The sequence below is a fragment of the Cellulomonas sp. GTC20042 genome (genome assembly GCF_055389595.1).
Map to the genome: position 1 here is coordinate 4,083,142 of NZ_AP043678.1, position 18,759 is coordinate 4,101,900.

14 protein-coding genes are annotated in these 18,759 nt (G+C 73.9%); 7 read left to right on the plus strand and 7 right to left on the minus strand.

The window, feature by feature from the left end:
• Nucleotides 1–5: 5 nt before the first annotated feature.
• On the minus strand, nt 6–2,267 hold the full coding sequence (locus ACZ5HG_RS18850; protein ID WP_464179235.1) for an ATP-binding protein: 2,262 nt from the start codon (nt 2,265–2,267) through the stop codon (nt 6–8).
• 151 nt (nt 2,268–2,418) lie between these two features.
• Between ACZ5HG_RS18850 and ACZ5HG_RS18855 the strand changes: the two genes are divergently transcribed.
• Complete coding sequence (locus ACZ5HG_RS18855; RefSeq protein WP_464179237.1) at nt 2,419–3,240, plus strand: alpha/beta fold hydrolase; 822 nt, start codon at nt 2,419–2,421, stop codon at nt 3,238–3,240.
• A 60-nt stretch (nt 3,241–3,300) separates the two neighbouring features.
• On the opposite strand, the gene ACZ5HG_RS18860 is transcribed toward ACZ5HG_RS18855, so the two are convergent.
• Both ACZ5HG_RS18860 and ACZ5HG_RS18865 read right to left on the minus strand, forming a co-directional pair.
• Complete coding sequence (locus ACZ5HG_RS18860) at nt 3,301–4,407, minus strand: hypothetical protein (protein ID WP_464179239.1); 1,107 nt, start codon at nt 4,405–4,407, stop codon at nt 3,301–3,303.
• Nucleotides 4,408–4,556: 149 nt separating this feature from the next.
• Nucleotides 4,557–4,877, minus strand: coding sequence for a hypothetical protein (locus tag ACZ5HG_RS18865; protein WP_464179241.1), 321 nt, complete (start codon nt 4,875–4,877; stop codon nt 4,557–4,559).
• Between the two features lie 96 nt (nt 4,878–4,973).
• On the opposite strand from ACZ5HG_RS18865, the gene ACZ5HG_RS18870 reads away from it, so the two are divergent.
• The 3 genes from ACZ5HG_RS18870 to ACZ5HG_RS18880 all read left to right on the plus strand — a co-directional run bounded on the left by ACZ5HG_RS18870 (nt 4,974) and on the right by ACZ5HG_RS18880 (nt 7,433).
• The gene (locus tag ACZ5HG_RS18870) at nt 4,974–5,816 is read left to right on the plus strand and encodes a PhzF family phenazine biosynthesis protein (RefSeq protein ID WP_464179243.1); all 843 of its coding nucleotides are present in this window, start codon (nt 4,974–4,976) and stop codon (nt 5,814–5,816) included.
• Between the two features lie 20 nt (nt 5,817–5,836).
• Nucleotides 5,837–6,640, plus strand: coding sequence for an SseB family protein (locus tag ACZ5HG_RS18875; RefSeq protein WP_464179245.1), 804 nt, complete (start codon nt 5,837–5,839; stop codon nt 6,638–6,640).
• An 82-nt stretch (nt 6,641–6,722) separates the two neighbouring features.
• Entirely contained in the window at nt 6,723–7,433 is a 711-nt protein-coding gene (locus ACZ5HG_RS18880) for a hypothetical protein (protein WP_464179247.1), read from the plus strand.
• Between the two features lie 7 nt (nt 7,434–7,440).
• On the opposite strand, the gene ACZ5HG_RS18885 is transcribed toward ACZ5HG_RS18880, so the two are convergent.
• Nucleotides 7,441–8,898, minus strand: coding sequence for an amidase (locus ACZ5HG_RS18885; RefSeq protein WP_464179249.1), 1,458 nt, complete (start codon nt 8,896–8,898; stop codon nt 7,441–7,443).
• Between the two features lie 72 nt (nt 8,899–8,970).
• On the opposite strand from ACZ5HG_RS18885, the gene ACZ5HG_RS18890 reads away from it, so the two are divergent.
• On the plus strand, nt 8,971–10,371 hold the full coding sequence (locus tag ACZ5HG_RS18890) for an ATP-binding protein (RefSeq protein ID WP_464179252.1): 1,401 nt from the start codon (nt 8,971–8,973) through the stop codon (nt 10,369–10,371).
• A gap of 66 nt (nt 10,372–10,437) precedes the next feature.
• Here the strand turns inward: ACZ5HG_RS18890 and ACZ5HG_RS18895 are convergent, their stop codons facing one another.
• Together ACZ5HG_RS18895 and ACZ5HG_RS18900 are read right to left on the minus strand one after the other, a co-directional pair.
• A complete protein-coding gene (locus ACZ5HG_RS18895; protein ID WP_464179254.1) occupies nt 10,438–11,124 on the minus strand; it encodes an HAD family hydrolase in 687 nt (228 codons plus the stop codon).
• Nucleotides 11,121–11,723, minus strand: coding sequence for a sugar O-acetyltransferase (locus tag ACZ5HG_RS18900; RefSeq protein WP_464179256.1), 603 nt, complete (start codon nt 11,721–11,723; stop codon nt 11,121–11,123). Before ACZ5HG_RS18900 ends, ACZ5HG_RS18895 begins: the two co-directional genes overlap by 4 nt.
• A gap of 155 nt (nt 11,724–11,878) precedes the next feature.
• On the opposite strand from ACZ5HG_RS18900, the gene ACZ5HG_RS18905 reads away from it, so the two are divergent.
• A complete protein-coding gene (locus tag ACZ5HG_RS18905) occupies nt 11,879–12,958 on the plus strand; it encodes an alpha/beta hydrolase (protein ID WP_464179259.1) in 1,080 nt (359 codons plus the stop codon).
• 183 nt (nt 12,959–13,141) lie between these two features.
• Nucleotides 13,142–14,098 carry a hypothetical protein gene (locus ACZ5HG_RS18910; protein ID WP_464179261.1) on the plus strand — a complete coding sequence of 319 codons (957 nt, stop codon included), beginning with the start codon at nt 13,142–13,144 and terminating at the stop codon, nt 14,096–14,098.
• A gap of 148 nt (nt 14,099–14,246) precedes the next feature.
• Here the strand turns inward: ACZ5HG_RS18910 and ACZ5HG_RS18915 are convergent, their stop codons facing one another.
• Nucleotides 14,247–18,755 carry a galactose-binding domain-containing protein gene (locus tag ACZ5HG_RS18915; protein WP_464179263.1) on the minus strand — a complete coding sequence of 1,503 codons (4,509 nt, stop codon included), beginning with the start codon at nt 18,753–18,755 and terminating at the stop codon, nt 14,247–14,249.
• Nucleotides 18,756–18,759: the final 4 nt, after the last annotated feature.

An 18,759-nucleotide genomic window follows, 5' to 3' on the forward strand; every position in this document is an offset into this window, starting at 1 on the left:
GCACACTAGTCCTGCACGGCCAGGACCTCCGCCGGAGCTGCGGTCTGCGTCACGCGGGCCAGCGCCGCCGTCACCCGCTCGACGTGCACCGGGTCACCCATCTCGCGGCGGACCGTCAGCGCCGCCCGCAGGTCCTCGGCCGCCGCACCGGGATCGCCGAGCGCCTCGCGCGCCAGCCCCCGGTTCTCGTAGCCCGCCGCGATCATCCGGGGCACGCCGAGCGGCACCGCCAGGTCGAGCGTCACCGAGGCCGCCGCCAGCGCCTCCGTCCACCGCCCGGCCCGGACCAGCGCCCCGGTCAGGTACCCGTGCGCGCTGGTCAGCGTGAAGTCGGCCACCTGCGCGCGCGGCCGGGTGCGCGGGTCCTCCACCAGGGCGATCACCTCGCGCGCGGTCGCCTCGCCGTCGGCGTGCCGGCCCAGCCGCACCTGCGCCCCGGCCAGCGCGAGCAGCGCCTGCGGTGCCCCCTCCCGGTCGTCCACCGCCAGGAACCGGTCCGCCGCCGCCCGGGCGTCACGCACGGCCGCGTCCAGGTCGCCGAGCCGTGACACGATCCACGACCGGTAGCTGAGCGCCCACCCCTGCTGCGCGAGGTCACCGGCCCGCTCGGCGGCGGCCAGCGCGCGGCAGGCCGTGTCCCGGGCGCGCGGCATCTCGCCCAGGCACTCGGCCTCCGCCCACGCCAGGTAGCCCTCGTGCACCGCCACCAGCCGGTCGTCACCGAGCGCGGTGGCCGCGGCGGCCGAGCGGGCGAACACCTCCGGCCAGTGCCCCCAGGTCGGCCACAGGTCGGAGAACCAGTGCAGGGCGTCGGCGACCTCGGTGGTCCGGCGGGGGTCCGCCCGGCGCAGCGCCGCGAGCCACCCCGTCGCCTCCGCCTGCAACCACGCCCGGGCGGCGCCGGCGTCCGGCAGGTCGGCGTCCCCGTCGGCGCCCGCCACGTGCTCCGGCTCGAACCAGCGCCCCGCCCGCACCGTCGTGGCCAGCAGCCAGCCGTCCGCCGCCGCGCGCACCGCCGCCAGGGTCGCCGGGTCCTCCTGGTGGTCGAGCTCGTAGCGCGCGAACAGCCGCAGCAGGTCGTGCTGCTGGTAGCGGTCGCCGGGCAGGTGCTGCACCAGGCTCAGGTCGGTCAGCTCGTCCAGCAGGTCCTCCGTGCGCGCCGGCGGCTCCCCCACCAGCACGGCCGCGAGCGCCGGTCCGGTCGTCGGCCCGTCCAGCAGCGCCAGCCGTCGGAACAGCCGCTGCGCGCCGGGGCCGAGCTGCTCGTAGGACGAGGTGAACACCGCCTTCACCCGCAGGTCGCCGGCGGCCAGCGAGTCGAGCCGCCGGTCCTCCACCTCCATCCGCTGCACCAGCCCGGTGATCGGCCAGCCCGCCCGCGCCGCCAGCCGGTTGCCGGCGATCCGCAGCGCCAGCGGCACGTCGTCGCACAGCCGGGCCAGCGTCACCAGGCCCCCCGCGTCCCCCCGGTCCGGCACGATCCGGCCGAGCAGGGCGATCGAGTCCGCCGGGTCCAGCCGCCCCAGCACCTCGCGGTGCACCCCGTCCAGACCCGCCAGCCGCCGTCGGCTGGTCACCAGCACGGCCGCCGGTCCCTGCGCCGGCAGCAGCGCGCGCACCTGCTCCTCACCGGCCGCGTTGTCCAGCACCAGCAGCACCCGCCGTCCGGCCAGCAGCCCGCGCAGGTGCTCGGTGGCCGGGGCGAGCCCCGCCGGTGCCCCGCCGGCCGCCAGCGCGTCCACCACCCGGCGCACCGCCACCTCCGGCGGCACCGGTTCGGAGTCCGCGCCGCGCAGGTCCAGGAACACCTGCTCGGGGAACCTGTCGCGCAGGTCGAGCGCCACCTGCACCGCCAGCGTCGTCTTGCCCAGACCGGGTGCCCCGGCGACCACCGCCACCGGCGACCCCTCCCCGGCGCGCGCCCCGGCCAGCACCCGGGTCAGCGCCGACCGCTCGGCTGCCCGCCCGGTGAAGTCGGGCACCGCCCGCGGCAGCGGCAGCGCGTGCGCCGGCGGCTCCGCGACGTGCGGGCCGCCGCGTCGTCGGCCGTCGCGGGCCGCGCGCAGCAGGGCCTCCCGATCGGTCACGTCCAGCCCGAGCGCGTCCGCGAGCGCCTGCACCGTCCGCCGCTGGGGTCCACGGCTCACCCCGCGCTCGATGTCGCCGATCCCCCGGTCGCTCACGCCGGAGGCCGCGGCCAGCGCCTCGATCGTCAGGTCCGCGTCCTGCCGGTGCCGTCGCAGCAGATCGCCCAGCGGCTCGCTCACGCCCGTCCCTCTCGCCCCCCGGCGTCGCAGTTCTGCCGGACTTCTTCCTGGTGGTCACGCCGCGTCGCGCAGTCCAATCGTCACGGGGACGGACATTCCGGGCAAGACCCGGGATCCGATCGGTCCGGCACCCCGGCAGAAGGAGAACGTCATGCCCTACGTCAGCACGCCCGACGGCGCCGAGATCTTCTACCAGGACTACGGCACCGGCCGGCCGGTCCTGCTCAGCCACGGCTGGCCGCTCAGCTCCGAGGCCTGGGCCTACGAGCTCAAGGTCCTGGCCGACCACGGCTACCGCGCCATCGCGCACGACCGCCGCGGCCACGGCCGCTCCGGGCGCACCAGCGGCGGCAACGACATGGACACCTACGCCCGCGACCTCGCCTCGCTGGTCGAGCAGCTCGACCTCACCGACCTCACCGTGGTCGGCCACTCCACCGGCGGTGGCGAGGTGGTCCGCTACGCGGCGCAGCACGGCAAGGGCCGGGTCACCAAGGTCGTCACCGCGGGGGCGGTCCCGCCGATCATGCTCAAGTCCGAGACCAACCCCGAGGGCACCCCGATCGAGGCGTTCGACGGCATCCGCGAGGGCGTGCTGCGCGACCGCTCGCAGTTCTACCAGGAGCTGTCGGTCGCGTTCTTCGGCGCGAACCGCGAGGGTTCCACGATCAGCCAGGGCCTGCGGGACGACTTCTGGCGGCAGTCGATGCTCGCCGAGCTCCAGGCCGCCTACGACTGCGTGAAGGTCTTCTCCGAGACCGACTTCACCGAGGACCTGAAGGCCCTCGACGTGCCGATCCTGATCGCGCACGGCGACGACGACCAGATCGTCCCGATCACCGACGCCGCCTACAAGTCGATCGACCTGGTCAAGCTCGGCACCCTCAAGGTCTACCCGGGTGCCCCGCACGGCATCTCCGGCGCGTACCAGGAGGCGCTGATCCAGGACATCCTCGCGTTCATCGCGGACTGAGGTCGGGGGCGGTCCCGTCCCGGGCACAGGTTCGTCCGGGACGGGAGCGGCGCGGTGCGGTCATCGCACGGACGGCCGGAATCCGAGGAGCGACCTCAGCGTCGGGAGATCCACGGCGATCGCATCGATCGTGCCGGCGAGCGACTCCTCCGCGAGCAGATCGGCGCGGGTGGCGCGAAGATCAAGCCCGAGCAGCAGGTTGTCGAGCACGACAGTGCTGTGCATCCGGTTGAGTCGGACGGCCGCGCCGTGGAGGAGCATCGGCGTCTCACCCGTCGAGCCATCGGCTCCGGGCGCGAGCAGTCCCAGCTCGCTCACGAGGCCCAGGCCCGCCCGGAGGAGCGACACGCGAGCGATCGACTGGAGGCTGTCGTCATCGAGACGGCTGGGCGGAGCGTCGGCGTCGACAAAGCCGTCAAGCAGCTGGACCAGTCGAAGATGCTGGAGCGCGAGCGTCGTGGTGGCCATGATCTCGACGCGCGGCAGGCCCACGTCGGTCATGGCCTCCGCCACGGCGATAGCGCCGAAGAGATCACACATGCCCTCGAGGCGGACGTCCTCGCGCGCGAAGAGCTCGGTGAGGTCGAGGCGCGGCGCGTCGGCGAAGTATGCATCGGGGTCGTCCGGCGGGACGAGGCCTGCGGTGTCCCAGCCACGGCGTTCGTAGAGCCCCCGGACGTCGGCAAGATGCTGTTCGTGGAACAGCGACATGCCGCCGTCGACGGAGCGGGCGCCGTCGGCCTTCGCGCGCTGGATGATCGCCTGATCGACGACCTCGCCGAAGAAGTCGCTCAGCGCGGCGTGCACCCGGTCGTCCAGGAGTGCCAGGTGGACGAGCTCGTGCGCGATCGCGAACGCCTCCTGGACCGAGGTCATGCGGCTACGGAGCTGCATGCGATCGGGGGCTTCCCGCAACGCAGACTCACGCTCGGCGGCCGGCGTCGATAGCGAGGCGAGCGCGAAGGCGGCGGCCGCACGGAACTCACCGGCCACGAGAAGTCTCTGGCCGTAGAGCCGGAAGAGGTACGAGTCGACGACCGAGGACGGTGCGTCGCACAGCTCGATCCGGGTGAGACGGCTGAACATCTGGCCCAGGTACTGGTCGAACACCAGATGATCGCTCCCCGCGGCGCGCACGGACATCGGCCGGGCCACCGGCGAGTGCACGACGTGCACCGTCGGCGGTGGTGCGGAGCTGCCGCGCCCGATCCCCGACCACAGCAAGGTCGTCAGAGCTGCGTAGCGTGTCCGTTGCGGCTCGAGAACCCGATCGAAGCAGTCGCTGCCGTAGTAGACCGGCAGGTCCGCACGGATGGTCAGTGCTCCTGATCAGGCGTTTCGTCGGAGACCGCCGCAGTCAGGGCGGCCAGGATCCGCTGCGACTCCGCGGCGGAGTAACCCTTCAGCTCGATTCCGTCGTGCACCACGCTGAACCGCTTGCGCTGGGCGGTGCGGTGAGCGACCCAGGTCTTGAAGAACGGAAAGGCTCCGGCCCCGAGAGCGATAATCACCTGGACCACCGTCTCTCCATCGAACGGGTGCGCGGTCTGCGGCTCGACCTGCGCGCCGACCGCCTCGACGAGCTCCCGCAGATCCGCGACGTCGGACTCGGGAACGCGCACGGCGATCGATGGCATGAAGGAATCCTGCCACGACGGCGCGCGACGTTCGGGCCGTTCTCCGGATGTACGGACCATCGCCCACCCGATCGGACCGGGCCTACCGTGATCATCATGACCTCCGCGCACCGCTTCTCCCAGGTCGACGTGTTCACCGCCGTGCCGTACCTCGGCAACCCGGTCGCGGTGGTGCACGGCGCCGACGACCTCACCGACGCGCAGATGGCCGCCTTCGCCCGCTGGACGAACCTGTCCGAGACGACCTTCCTGCTGCGCGCCACCGACCCGGCCGCCGACTACCGGCTGCGGATCTTCACGCCCGGCGGCGAGCTGCCGTTCGCCGGGCACCCCACGATCGGCTCCTGCCACGCCTGGCTGGCGGCCGGCGGCGCCCCCGCGCGTGCCGGGCAGGTGGTGCAGCAGTGCGGCGTGGGCCTGGTGCCGCTGCGCACCGACGGGGCGGGCCTGCGGTTCGCCGCACCGGCGCCGCTGACCGAGACCCCCGTGCCGGACGGGGTGCTGCGCCAGGCGGTGGCTGCCCTGCACCTGCCCGAGGACGCGCTGCTCGACCACCGGTTCATCGACAACGGCCCGCGCTGGCACGTGCTGCTGCTCGACTCCGCGGAGCGGGTGCTGGCGCTGCGGCCGGACTGGACGCTGTTCGGCGACCTGCACCTCGGCGTCGTCGGTCCGTACCCCGAGGGCTCCGCGGCGGCGTTCGAGCTGCGGGCCTTCGCCCCGGGGATCGGCGTGCCGGAGGACCCGGTCACCGGCAGCCTCAACGCCGTGGTCGGCCAGTGGCTCACCGGCACCGGCCGCGCCCCCGCCCGCTACCTCGCCTCCCAGGGGACCGCGGTGGACCGCGCGGGGCGGATCACTGTCGAGCGGGACGACGACGGCACGGTGTGGGTCGGCGGCGCGGCGGTGACCTGCGTCGACGGGACCGTCACGATCTGATCGCGCCTAGGGTGGTGGGCATGGGGTGGTTCAGCAAGGACAAGCCGCAGCCCACGCAGCCCGCGCCGGAGGCCGGGCCGGGGGTCAGGCACGACCGGGTCCGCGAGGCGCTCGCCGTCTGGGCGGAGCAGAAGGACGCGCGCACCTTCGCCGACGTGCTGCGGCGCACCCTGGCCGGTGACCTGCTGCTCGACGTCACCGGGTCGACGCTGACCAGCCAGGACGGCGTCCTCCAGCCGGGCAGCACCCTGCGGATCAACGGGACCACCGACAACGCCGGCAAGCACCTGCTGCTCGCGTTCACCGGCCACGACGCACTGTCCCGCCTGCGCGGCGAGCCCGGGCAGTCGCTGGTGGAGCCCGCCTCCGCCGTGCTGGCGCGGGCCGCCCGTGAGCACGAGGGGATCGTGATCGACGGCGCGTTCATCGCCTACGCCCCGGAGATCGGCCAGCACCTCACCGATGACCCTGCCGCCCGGGCCCCGCTGAGCACCGCGCTGGTCGAGCGCACCATGGCGACCCCGGACCTGTTCGCCCTGCTCGCCGCGTCGACGCTGTACGTGATCCCCACCGCCGCCACCACCGAGGACGGCACCGAGATCGCCACCCTCGCCACCACCCGCGGCCCGGACGGCGCGGTCTACGCGGTCGTCGGCTCCTCCCCCGCCGAGCTGTGGGCGTGGAGCCCGGGCGGTCCGGTGCGTGGCACCGACATGGAGCACGTCGCCCGGATCGTCGCCGAGGACGGCTTCGCGGGCGTCGTGATCAACCCCGCGCAGCCCTCCGTCGTGATGCCCGCCGCGGTGCTCGCGCGCTTCGTCTGAGCCTGCCGCGGGCCCGCTGCCTGCGACTCGACGGTCTCCGGCCGCGCTGCACCCCGCACCACCCGCTGCGAGGGTGGAGAGCATGGCGACCACGACGCGACTGATCTCCACCGCCGTCTGCGTGCTGGCCCTGGCCGGGTGCGGCGCAGGCGGGTCCGACGACCCCGCGACCACCACCGCCCCACCGGTCGCCGAGCCGACCACCCCCGCGCCCGACCCCACGACCTCGGCCCCGAGCGCGCCGAGCACCGTGCCCGCCGAGGTGCTCCTCGCCGACGCCGCGTGGTCCCCGATCACCGGGACGCGGCAGGAGTCCGAGGGCATCACCGACTGGCTGCTCCCCGAGTCCTGCGCCGCCGGGATCGCCTCGACCGCTGCCGCCATGCGCACCGTGACGATCGGTGACGGCCAGGAGGAGGCGCAGGTGGGTGTGCAGCAGGTGGCGCTGTTCACCGACGCGGACGCCGCCGTCGCCGAGGCCGACCGGGTCGCCGCCGTGCTGGCGCAGTGCACCGCGGCGCCCGGCACCGAGACCACCTACGTCGTGGAGCCGCTGGCCGTCGGCGCGCAGGGCCTCGGCCTGGCGACCGACTACTACGGCTCCTCCGCCGAGGGCACCGTGGACGACGGCGCGCTGGGCTCCTACCTGGCGCTCACCCGGCGCGGCACCGCGCTCACGCTGGTCGGCCTGCAGGGCGGCGAGAGCACGATCGGCGTCGCACGCGAGTCCGTCACCGCCCACACGCAGGCGGCGTGGGACCTGCTCTGCGGCTACGACTCCGCGGGCTGCTGATCGGCGGTCACCACACCGGCGGGCGGCGGCGCTCCCAGTGCAGCCGGTCCTCGAGCTGGGCCGCGAGCGCCAGCAGCGTCGCCTCCCCGCCGGGACGGCCCACGATCTGCACCCCCATCGGCAGCCCCGCCGGAGCGGTCGGCGTCGGGGCGGTCCAGTGCACCGGCACGGCGACCGCCGGCAGGCCGGCCACATTGATCATCGACGTGTACGGCGTGTATTGGCACTGCTGCGCGAAGTTCCGCTCCGGATCCTCGGCGTCGTACCAGCCGAGCGGGCGCGGGGTCATCGCCATGCCCGGCAGCAGCACCGCGTCATAAGCGCCCACCCGTGCGACCAGCGTCCGCTCGAAGGCCGCGAGCGCCCCCAGGGCCTCCACCACCTGACGCACCGGCACCCGCCGCCCGGTCTCCACCAACCAGCGGGTCAGCGGCTCCAGCAGCGCGAACCGCTCCGGGTCGTCGATCGGCACCGCCGCCGCGCCGGCCATCCACAGCGTGCGGAAAGCCGGCGCGTACGTCGGGTCCGGCTCCCAGCGCGGCGCGTCCTCGACGCCGTGACCCAGCCCGTCCAGCGTCCGCGTCGCCACCTCCAGCGCGTCCCGCGCGTCGGCGCCCAGCACGATCTCGTACGCGGGCTCCCACGCGCTGAACGTGCTCACCCCGATCCGCAACCGCCCCGTCTCCACCCGCTGCGCCGCCGCCAGGTACGCCCCCGCCGGCTCGGCGGCCGTCCGCAGCGTCCGCGGGTGCGGCACCGACCCGTCGGCGTCCCGGGGCAGCAGCGCCTCCAGCAGCAGCGCCGCGTCGGCGGCCGTCCGGGCGAGCGGCCCGTGCACCACCAGCCCGCCCAGCGACTCCACGCCCCCGCCGGCCGGCAGCAGCCCGCGCGTCGGCTTCAGCCCCACCAGCCCGCAGGCGGCCGCCGGGATCCGGATCGACCCGCCGCCGTCCGACCCCGGAGCCACCGGCAGCATCCCCGCCGCCACCGCCACCGCGGCCCCGCCGCTCGACCCGCCCGCTCCGCGCGTCCGGTCCCACGGCGTGCGCGCCGGCGGGCCCACCAGCGTCTCCGTGTACGACGGGAACCCGAGCTCCGGCGCCGCCGTCTTGCCCAGCGACACCGCCCCCGCCGCGTCCAGCACCTGCGTGACGTCGCTGCTCACCTCCGGCACGTACCGGTGCTCCCCCGCGAACGCCCGCGAGCCGAAGCCCGTCGGCACCCCCGCACGATCGGTGAGGTCCTTGTCCGCGATCGGCAGCCCGCCCAGCACCCCGACCGTCGGGTCGACCTCCGCCGCTCGTGCACGCGCGAGGTCCGGGGTGACCGTCACGAAGGCCCCGAGGTCCGCGTCGCGCTCGGCGATCCGGCGCAGGTAGTGCTCGGTGAGGTCGGCGGGGCCGACGGCGCCGGAGCGCAGGTCCTCCCGCAGGTCGACGGCGGTCCGGTCGTGCAGCGCGGTCATGCCGCCAGCGTAGGCGCGGGGCGGCGAGATGGAACCTACTCGCACCTACTCTCAAATTGTTAGAGTAGTTTCATGTACGCCGCCGAGGTGGACCACGCCCTCTCGCTCCCCGCCGACGAGTCTGCCGCCGCGCTCGCCCAGATGCCGGAGAGCCAGTGGTTCGAGCGCAAGTCGGGCCGCGTGTCGGCGCGCGATCTGGCCGTGCCCCTCGTCGCGTTCGCGAACGCCGAAGGCGGCTGCGTCGTGATCGGCATCCACTCGGGGGCGATCGAAGGTGTGATGCGAACGCACCTGAACGACCTGATGCAGGCTGCGCGGGACTTCACGCAGCCGACCGTCCGCGCCCGCGCTGAGGTGCGGCCGGTCTCGTCCGGGAAGGACCTGCTGGTGCTCCGGGTCGACCCAGGTGATCGCGTGCACCAGACGGTCGCCGGCGACTGCTACCTGCGCGTCGGTGACGAGTCCCGCCGGCTCGGGTTCGCGCAGCGGCAAGAGCTCGAGTACGACCGCGGCGGGAGCCCGTACGACGGCACCCCCGTCGACCCGGCGATCGACGATCTGGACCCCGATCAGGCCGAGGCCTACCGAGCGGCGATCGGCTCCGCCTCGACGCTCGACATGCTGCGGGCACGCGGCCTGCTCACCCGCGACGACCGGCTCACCGTGGCCGCCTACCTGCTGTTCGCGGACCGCCCGCAGGATCTCTTCCCGAACGCCCACGTCCGCGTGCTCCGGTATCGCGACGTCGAGCGGGGCACAGGCGCCGGGCTCACCCTCGACGCCTCGGGTGACCTCCGGTGCGAGGGATCGATCCCCGAGCAGATCCATCGTGCGGCGCAGGCGATCGAGCAGCTGTTGCCGATCCGACGCGCGCTAGGTGCGAGCGGTCGCTTCGAACCGGTCCCGGTGATCCCGCGCGACGCCTGGCTGGAGGGACTGGTCAACGCGGTCCTGCACCGGTCGTACAGCATGGCCGGCGATCACGTCCGCGTCGAGATCTTCCCCAACCGGATCGAGATCGCCAGCCCGGGCCGCTTCCCCGGTCTCGTCGATCCGACCCGGCCGACCGAGATCAGCCGCTACGCGCGCAACCCGCGGATCGCTCGGGTGTGCTCCGACCTCGGAATCGCCCAGGAGCTCGGCGAGGGCATCCGCCGGATCTTCACCGAGATGCGCGTCCGCGGGTTGACCGATCCGCTCTACACCCAGACCGCCGCCTCGGTGCAGCTGACGCTGTTCTTCTCGGACGCACTGCCGGCGGAGATCCGGGACAACCTCCCGCCCGGTGCGCTGAACGTCGTCGACGCCCTGCGTCGCGCGGGGCGCCCGCTCGGCACGGGGCACGTCGTGGACCTGCTCGGAGTCACCCGCCCCACAGCGCTCCGCCACCTGCAACGGTTGCAGGAGGCCGGGCTCGTGGTCTGGGAGGGACAGTCCCCGAAGGACCCTCGGGCGACCTGGCGCCTGACGTGACCCGTGCTCTCACGTCTACTCTCACACCTACTAGAAAGCAGGTGTGAGAGTAGACGTGAGAGTAGGTCACCCGCCCTCGCGCTCCGCCCCACGCAGCGCCCACGCCAGCAGCGCCTCCCCGTCCGCCGCCGCCATCCCGCCACGCACCAGCAGGTCGGCCTGCTCGAACCGCTCGTCCAGCGGGTCGGTGACCGTCGGGATCGCCAGGCAGCGCATCCCGGCGGCGCGTGCCGCGAGCACCCCGGGCACGGCGTCCTCCACCACCAGGCAGCGCGCGGGATCGACGCCCAGCCGCCGGGCGGCCTCCAGGAACACGTCCGGGGCGGGCTTGCCGGCACCGACCTCCTGCACGGAGACCTGCACGGTGAGCACGTCGGCGAGGCCGACCACGCGCAGCGCGGCGGCGATGGCGTCGGCCGGCGACCCGGAGGCGACGGCCTGCGGGATCCCGGCGGCCGCCAGCCCGCGCACCATCGTGGCGGTCGGGCCGAAGCCGCGCAGCGTCGGCAGGCCTGCGGCGTACGCGGCGATCTTGCGCCGGCCCAGGTCCTCCTGGTCGGCCTCGACCCCGAGCGCCTCCGCGATCCGGCCGAGCACCTCGTACCCGCCGAGCCCGATGAACGGGCGCTTGATCTCGGGCGTGAGGTCGGCGCCGTAGTGCGCGAACGCGGTGCGCTCGGCCTCGAACAGCAGCGTCTCGGTGTCGGCCAGCACCCCGTCCAGGTCCCAGAGGACCGCGCCGAGGTCGGTCACCGGTCGGCGTCCGGCAGGTCGCGCGGCGCGCGGTAGGACCACTCGCGGTCGGCGTCGGTGATCGGGCGCAGGACCTTCGCGGGCACCCCGCCGGCGACGACCATCGGCGGCACGTTCGCGGTGACGACTGCCCCCGCCGCGATCACCGACCCGTGGCCGATGGTCACGCCCGGCATGATCACCACGTGAGCGCCGACCCACACATCGTCCTCGATCACCACCGGCGCGGAGAACTGCCGGCCGTCGAGCCGTGCGCCGGGGTGCACCGGGTGGCCGGCGGTCGCGATCGTCACGTGCGGGCCGAACATCACGCGGTCCCCGATGGTCACCGGGCTGTCGTCCACGATCGTGAGGCCGGTGTTCGCGTAGACGAACTCGCCGATCCGCGTGTGGACGCCATAGGCCACGTGCAGCGGCGGCTCCACCCAGACCTGCGGACCGAGCGCACCGAACGTCTCCTCCAGCACCCGGCGACGCCCCGCGGCGTCCCGCACCGGCAGGTCGTTGTACTCGCGGGCGAGCTCCTTGCCGCGGATGCGCTGCTCGGTCAGCACCTCCAGCCCGGGGCCGGTGTCCGTGTACAGCTCCTGGGCGTCCATCCGCCGACGGACCTCGTGCTCACGCTGATCCGTTGCCGCTCCTTCGCTCGCAAAGCCGCCGCCCGGCGGTACGTACGACCGTACATCTCAAAACCTACCGGTTGGTCGCCTTTGATCGATCGGCGCGCCGTGCGCTCCGGGGACATCCTGTCCGCATGACGACCACGCGCGGCAGCGACCGCCCGGCGGCACGGGTCCGGCCGGCCCGACGGCTGCCGTTGGTTCTCCTGGCCGTCCCGGTGACGCTCCTCGGCGCGATCGTGCTCGGGATGCACGTCCCCACGATCCCGGTCCTCGGTCCGGCCGGCTCCGTGCTCGGGATGCGCGCCGCATGGGTCGCCGTCGCCGCGCTGCTCCTGCTGGCCCTCGGCATCGTGCTGCTGGCCCGGCGGCGGACCTGGGGCCGGGTCGTCGTGGCGTCGATCGCCGCCCTGTCGCTGCTCGGCGCGGGGATCGCCACCCTGCACCTGGTGGCCTTCGGCAGCGACCACGGGATCACCGTCTCCCCGTTCGGCGCCGCCCTGCCGGCGTCGGCGCCCGACCGCGAGGAGCGCTACGACCCCGGCAGCGCCCAGGCGTCCGTCGCGATCTGGGAACCCGCCGACGCCGACGACGCACCCGTCGCGGTCTTCGTGCACGGCGGCGGCTGGATCAGCGGATCACCCACGGACAACAGTGCCGAGAAGCGCTGGCTGGCCGACCAGGGCTGGCTGGTGCTCAGCCTCGGCTACCCGCTGTCCGACGCCGACCACCACCTCTGGGACAGCACCGTCGACCGGCTCGCGTGCGGGCTCGCGTGGACGCAGCAGCACCTCGACCCCTGCGGCGGCACCCTGCCGACCGTCGCCGCCGTCGCCACCGTGTACCCCGTGGCGGACCCCGCGTCGTTCTACGAGAACGGTGACCTGCTGCTCGGACGCACCGCCCGGACCATGGCGGGCGCGTACACCGGCGGCTCGCCGCAGGACCTCCCAGGGCGATACCGGGCGATCACCCCCGCCACCGACCTCACCGCGGACGCGCCGCCCACGCTGGTGATCAGCGCCGGCAGCGACCACCTGGTGCCGGGCGCCCCCGCCCGCGCGCTCGCCCACCGGGTCGACGATGTGGCCGGCGACGGGACCGCGGTGACCGTGCCGTACGCGGAGCACGTCTTCGACGCGAGCCCGGTGGGGCAGCAGCTCTACCTCGGGCTGCTCGAGGAGTGGCTGACCGCGCGCGGTCTGTGGCCGTGATCATGCTGACGGCGGCGTCGACCGCCTGCTGAGGAGGTCCCGCGAGGTGCGCCAGGGTCGACGGTCCCGGGTCCACGGTCGTGCGCGCTCTACCGTCGGTCGGACCACACGTTCACCCGTACGGGTGAATGCGACGACGCGGTGGTCAGCACGCCGGATGGCCACCTGATCGAGGGAGCACCGATGCGCCAGAACGCCACGCCGAAGCCCGTCAGCCGGGTCCGCACGGCAGCGCTGCTGCTCGCGACGACTGCGGCGATCACCGGAGGACTCGCCGTACCGCGCTGGTCGGTGGTGTTCTTCGCCCTCGGCGTCGTCCTCGCTGCGGCGGGCGTCGTCTCCGCATGGCACGGGAGTCGCCGCACGGGTCGTGCGACTGTCCTCGTGCTGACCGCCACGCTCGTCGCCGGATCACTCGGAGCCGTGCACTGGGGAAGCAGCTCGGCAAGATTCGAGGCCGCCGTCTCCCAGGCGAAGTCGGCACCGATCGGGCCGCGAGCCGCCCTGAACATCTCGTCCCAGGAACCCCAGGCCGTCGAGTCGGACGCTCTCACGAGCGACGCGAAGCTCGAGTCGGTCGTCGAGAAGGCTTCGACGGTCGGCGAGGTCACCGACGCGACCGAGGACGCGCGGGTCGCACTCGCCCAGCGCTACGGGTACAGCCCGGTCAGCGGCCTCGAGCTCGACTGGGCGAACGCGGTCGCACAGGACGTCGACGCCGCCGAGACCGTGACCGTCCCGCTGCTCGGCACGGATCTCCCGCTCACCTCCAAGGTCGTTTTCATGGCGACCGACGACGGGATGACGGTCATCGAGATGGCCTCGGCGATGATCGATGTCGATCACGCCGGCATGACGATGTGGCAGGACGGGCTCCAGATCAAGGAGGTCGTCGTGTCGAACTCGGACACCGCAGACGGTGACGGCGCGACGATCCGGTCCGCCGGCTGGAGCTTCAGCAAGTTCAAGAACTGCCTCGACAAGGTGGGGATCATGTGGGCCACGCTGTCCCTGCTCAGCGCGGCATGTGCCGTGGCCTGCGCCGTGACCGCCGGGACGGGCTGCCTGGCCTGCGCCGCGGCGGTCCTGGGCGGCAACGCCGGGACGATCGGCACCTGCGCCGCCTTCGCCCGGACCTGAGCGTCGAAAGGCGCGTCGCCGTCTCAGCACCCCGATCGGCAGGCGGGACGAGCGAGTCATCCCCGCGACGACATCGGCAGCGGTGTCGGGCAAGCGATCGACATCGGCCAGGGCCGGGAGCCGCCGCCACGGCTCCCGACCCCGTCGGCTACGGCCGCGCGAGCCGCTCCCGCGCGCGCCGCGAGCGCACCAGCACCAGCCCGACGGCCAGCAGCCCGATCCCGAGCGCGAGCAGCCCGCCCACCTCGGCACCGGTCCGGGCCAGCGACCCCTCCGCCGCGGTCACCGTGATCGGCAGCTCGGCGAGCACCCGCCCGACGGCGTCCCGCGCCTGCAGGTGGTGGGTGCCGGCGGTCAGGTCCCGCGGGATCGTCACCGTCACCTGCGCGGTGCCATCCACCACCGGGACGGTCGCCAGCCGGCGGTACGCCGAGGCCACGCCGATCTCGACCTCCGCGCCGGGCATGCCGGTCAGGGTCACCGTCACGCGGTCCCCGGGGCGCACGGTCGTGGTGGCCGCCCTCATCGTCGGCCCCGGCTCCGTGGGACCTCCTGGCGCCGTGGAGTCGGTCGGCTGCGGTGACGGGGTCCCGCCGCCGCTCGCCGCGACCTGCACCGAGCCGACCGCCGAGACGTTGCCCGCCCCGTCGGTGGCCCGGAACCGCACGGTCACCGCGTCCTCGCCCGGCACGGTGACCGGACCGGCCGTGACCGACCAGGGGCCGTCACCGATCCGGTGCTCGACCGACGCCACCCCGGAGCCGCCCTCGTCGGTGGCGGTGATCGTCACGACCCGGCCCACGACGGTGGCGGAGACCACCGGTGCCACCATGTCCGGCACCGTCGCCTCCACCAGGCCGGCGAGCGCCGCACCCAGCACGGCGACGCTGTCGTCGATCTCCGTCTGGGTCGCCGTGGCGGACCCGAGCCGGGCCTTGGCGGTCTCGAGCGCCGGCAGCACCGGTGCCCAGCTCGCCGGGGTGTACCGCGTGCTGTCCAGCGCCTCGGCGCGGGTCACCAGAGCGGCGAGGTCGTCCGCGCGGACCGCGATGCTCACCCCGCACCACAGCAGCTCGTCACCCTTGGCGTGGGTGAGCAGCACCGCGGTCGTCCCGGAGGTGCCGCCGGCGAGGTCGACCTCGATCCTGCCCTCCGCCCCGAGCCGTGGCGCGGCGGTGACGGTCGCGACCGTGCCGTCCACGGAGGTCGCCGTGATCACGTCGTCCGCCTCGTAGGGGGTGATCGTCGCCGCCAGCACCGCGGTGCCGCCCTGCGCGACCGGCACGCTCGGAGCCTCGCAGGCCAGCTTGTAGCCGCCGTAGACCTCGAGCTCGAAGAGCGACAGACCGTACTTGGTCGCCGGCAGGCCGATCACCCGCAGATGACGCACCTCCGTGTCGACGAAGTCCACCGTGCTGGTGAGCTCGGCCGAGGTCTTCTGCACCCGCGCGAGCGTCTGCCAGGTGGAGCCGTCGACGGAGCCCTCCACCCGGAAGTCGTTCGAGGTGGCCGACTCCCAGGTCAGCACCACCTGGTTCACGGTGCGCGGCGCCTCCAGGTCCACCTGGAGCCAGCGCTCGGTCACGTAGGGCGCGTTCTCGCGCAGCGAGGCCCACCGCGTCGTCGCGTTGCCGTCGGTGGCGTTGCCCGCCGCGAGCGTCGCGTTGTATGCCGAGTCCGCGGTGGTCGGCCGGCCGAGCGCGAGGTTCTCGCGGCCGGCGGGCACGGTCGGCGCGGTCACCAGGGCGTCGTCGGCGAACACCTCGACCTCCCAGAGCGACACCCCGTACTGGGTGGTGCTGCGCTGGACGGTCTGCACCCGCAGGTAGCGGGCCTGCACGTCCACGGCGAGCAGGTCCTGACCGCCGTCGCTGCCCGCCGCCGGGGTGGCGTACGCCTGGCGCCAGGTGCTCCCGTCGTCCGAGACCTGGATCGTGTACTGCCGGGCGTAGGACGCCTCCCACCAGAGCCGGACGGACCGGACCGGCTGCACCGATCCGAGGTCGACCTGCGCCCACGCGGTGTCGGACAGGTTGCCGCTCCACCGGGTGGCCATGTTGCCGTCGGTGATGCTCCCGGCCGCCCCGGAGGACGTGCCCGAGACCGTGACAGGGGCGCCGAGCGCCAGGTTCACGCTGGCGTCCACCGCGAGCTCGCGCACCTCGTAACCCGCGCCGCCCGCGCTCTCGAGCAGCAGCACCCGGACGAAGCCGGCGGACGTCGGCGCGATCCGCAGGGTGGTGCGCGTGCCGTCGCCGTCCTGGACGTACCTCTGGTCGGTCCACGCGCTGCCGTCCGCCGAGGTCTGCACGAGGAACCGGCGGGCATGGGCCCCGCCCCAGGCGATCGTGACGCCGCTGACGACGGAGGCGTGGTCGAGCTGCCGGGTCAGCCACTGGGTGCCGTCGCCGTCGGAGCGCCACCCGGTGGTCTCGTCGCCGTCCCCGGCCAGCGCCGGGCCGTGACCGGTGGCGGAGCTGCTCGCGGTCAGCGCCGAGGCCGGCCCCTGGCCCGCCACCAGCGGTGCGGTGACCGTCTTGCCGAGCGTCGCACCGGACCCGAGGGCGAAGACCCCGCTCGCCGACCCGTCGGGGCCGGACAGGGCCACCCGGACCACCAGGCCCGGGGTGCCGGGGTTCGCCACGCTGGCCACCGGCACCGCGCCGGACTCGTCGATCATCACCAGCGCGGGCCGGCTCGCCTCCAGGGTGCGGCCGTCGCCCAGGTCGAGCGTGCCGGCCTGGTGGAACACCGCCATCGTGCGCTGCAGGCCCGGGTGCCGCACCGCCTGCACGGCGGTGTCGTTGCGCAGCACCTGCACGGCCGGCGCGGCGGCGTAGGCCGCGACCTCGGCCGGGGTGGCGGCCGGAAGCACGACGTACTCGTAGCCCGCGTCGGTCGGCTGCACTCCGTGGTCGACGTACAGCGTGAAGGTGTCGGCGCTCACCGGGTCCTCGCCGATCCAGCTGCCGGTCTGCGCGGTCCGCTGCACCGTGACCGGCCCGCCGGCCGGGAACACGTAGCCGACCTCGTCGTTGTAGGCCCAGGTCGCGTCGGTCACCGGTCGCGCGGCCGTCCCTGCCGTCACCGGGCTGCCGCCGACCGAGGCGTTGTCCTTGGCCACCGCCTGGTTGATCGTCGTGTGCACGGCGGCGGCAGAGGTGGACGTGATGCCGGCGCCGAGGGCCACCATCTCGTCGTCGAAGGAGAAGTAGCTCTTCTTGCCGCTGGTCGCCGCGCGGTCCAGCGTGTAGACGTTCGCGCCGTAGGTGCCGTCGGAGACACCGCCGGTGAAGCTGCCGCCGTTGCCGGTGGACCCACGGGTCTGCTCCTTGACGTACGGAGCGGTGACGCCGGGGTAGTGGAACCAGTCGAAGGCCGGGCCGAGGTCGAGGTACTCACGGTTGTTCACCTGGATCGCCGTGGCACCCGCGGAGTTCCACACGATCTCGTTGCCCACGGAGGGCCGGAACGTCGAGCGGTACTCGCTGCCCACGGTCCGGCTGGAGTTCAGCCGGGTGATGATCCCGTAGTCCTCACGCAGGTGCGACGACAGCTCGGACCGCCAGAAGTACCGGTCGCCGGTGACGCCGTTGGTGCGGGTCTCGCCCCGGATGTTCGCGATCATCGCCTGGTACGCCGTGGCGTAGAGCGGGTCGGTGCGGGCCATCCGGGTCAGCGGCTCCAGGAACTCCGCGGCCTGGCTGGTGACGCCGTCGACCGTCTTGGGCTGCCGGTAGTTCAGGTACATCAGGCCGACGTCGCCACGGATCATCCACCGGGTGCCGCTGACGATGTAGAACGCGATCGTGTCCAGGTGCTGCCGGCTGAACGCCAGGCTGGTGCCGCGGGCGACGTCGGCCCACAGCGCCACGTTGGTGAACAGCGCCATGCCGTAGCCCTCGCTGTAGAGCTGGGCGCCGTGCGCCCAGAAGCTCGCGTCGGGCTGCACCGCCTCCTGCACGGTCCCGGAGTCGTCCACCGCGACGGTCTGCACCATCGTGTCGAAGCCGGTGCGGATCTTGTCCAGGTCGACCGTGGCGATCGCCTCGAACAGGTAGTTGGTGGTCCGCCACGCGCCGTTGGCGCCCGCCGGGTCGAGCTTGCCGGTGTTGTGCTCCAGCGCGATGTCGAGCGCGGCCGGCTCCAGCACGTCGCCGAGGAACACCGAGATCCGGCCCATCGCCATGGACTCGCCGATCTCCGTCTCCCACCAGTTGGTGTTGCCCGGGTCGGCGACGTCCCAGTAGGTCAGCGCGCGCCCGACGGCGGCGACCAGCGCGGGGTCCTGGTAGCCGTCCGCGGCGGGGTCCCGGTACGCCTGGGCCATCGCGAGCATCCGGTACAGCGCCCCGTAGGCGGACCAGACCGAGCCGTTGGCCGAGCTGGTGCGGTCGGCGTAGTCGACGTCGGCCCAGGACCCGTCCGCGCGCAGCGACGTCGCGTACTCGCGCGCCTGCGAGGTGCGGGCCAGGTAGATCCCGTTGGCCAGGATGATCTCGTCCCCCTGGCCCAGGTAGTACTCCTGCAGCCGGGAGACGATCGTGGCCACGTCCTGCTCCGGGGTGGCCGCCTCGGACCGGGGTGCTGCGGACAGCCCGGCACCGCCCAGCACCAGGGCCAGGGCGACCGCGATCCATGCTCTGAGGTGTCTCACGTCG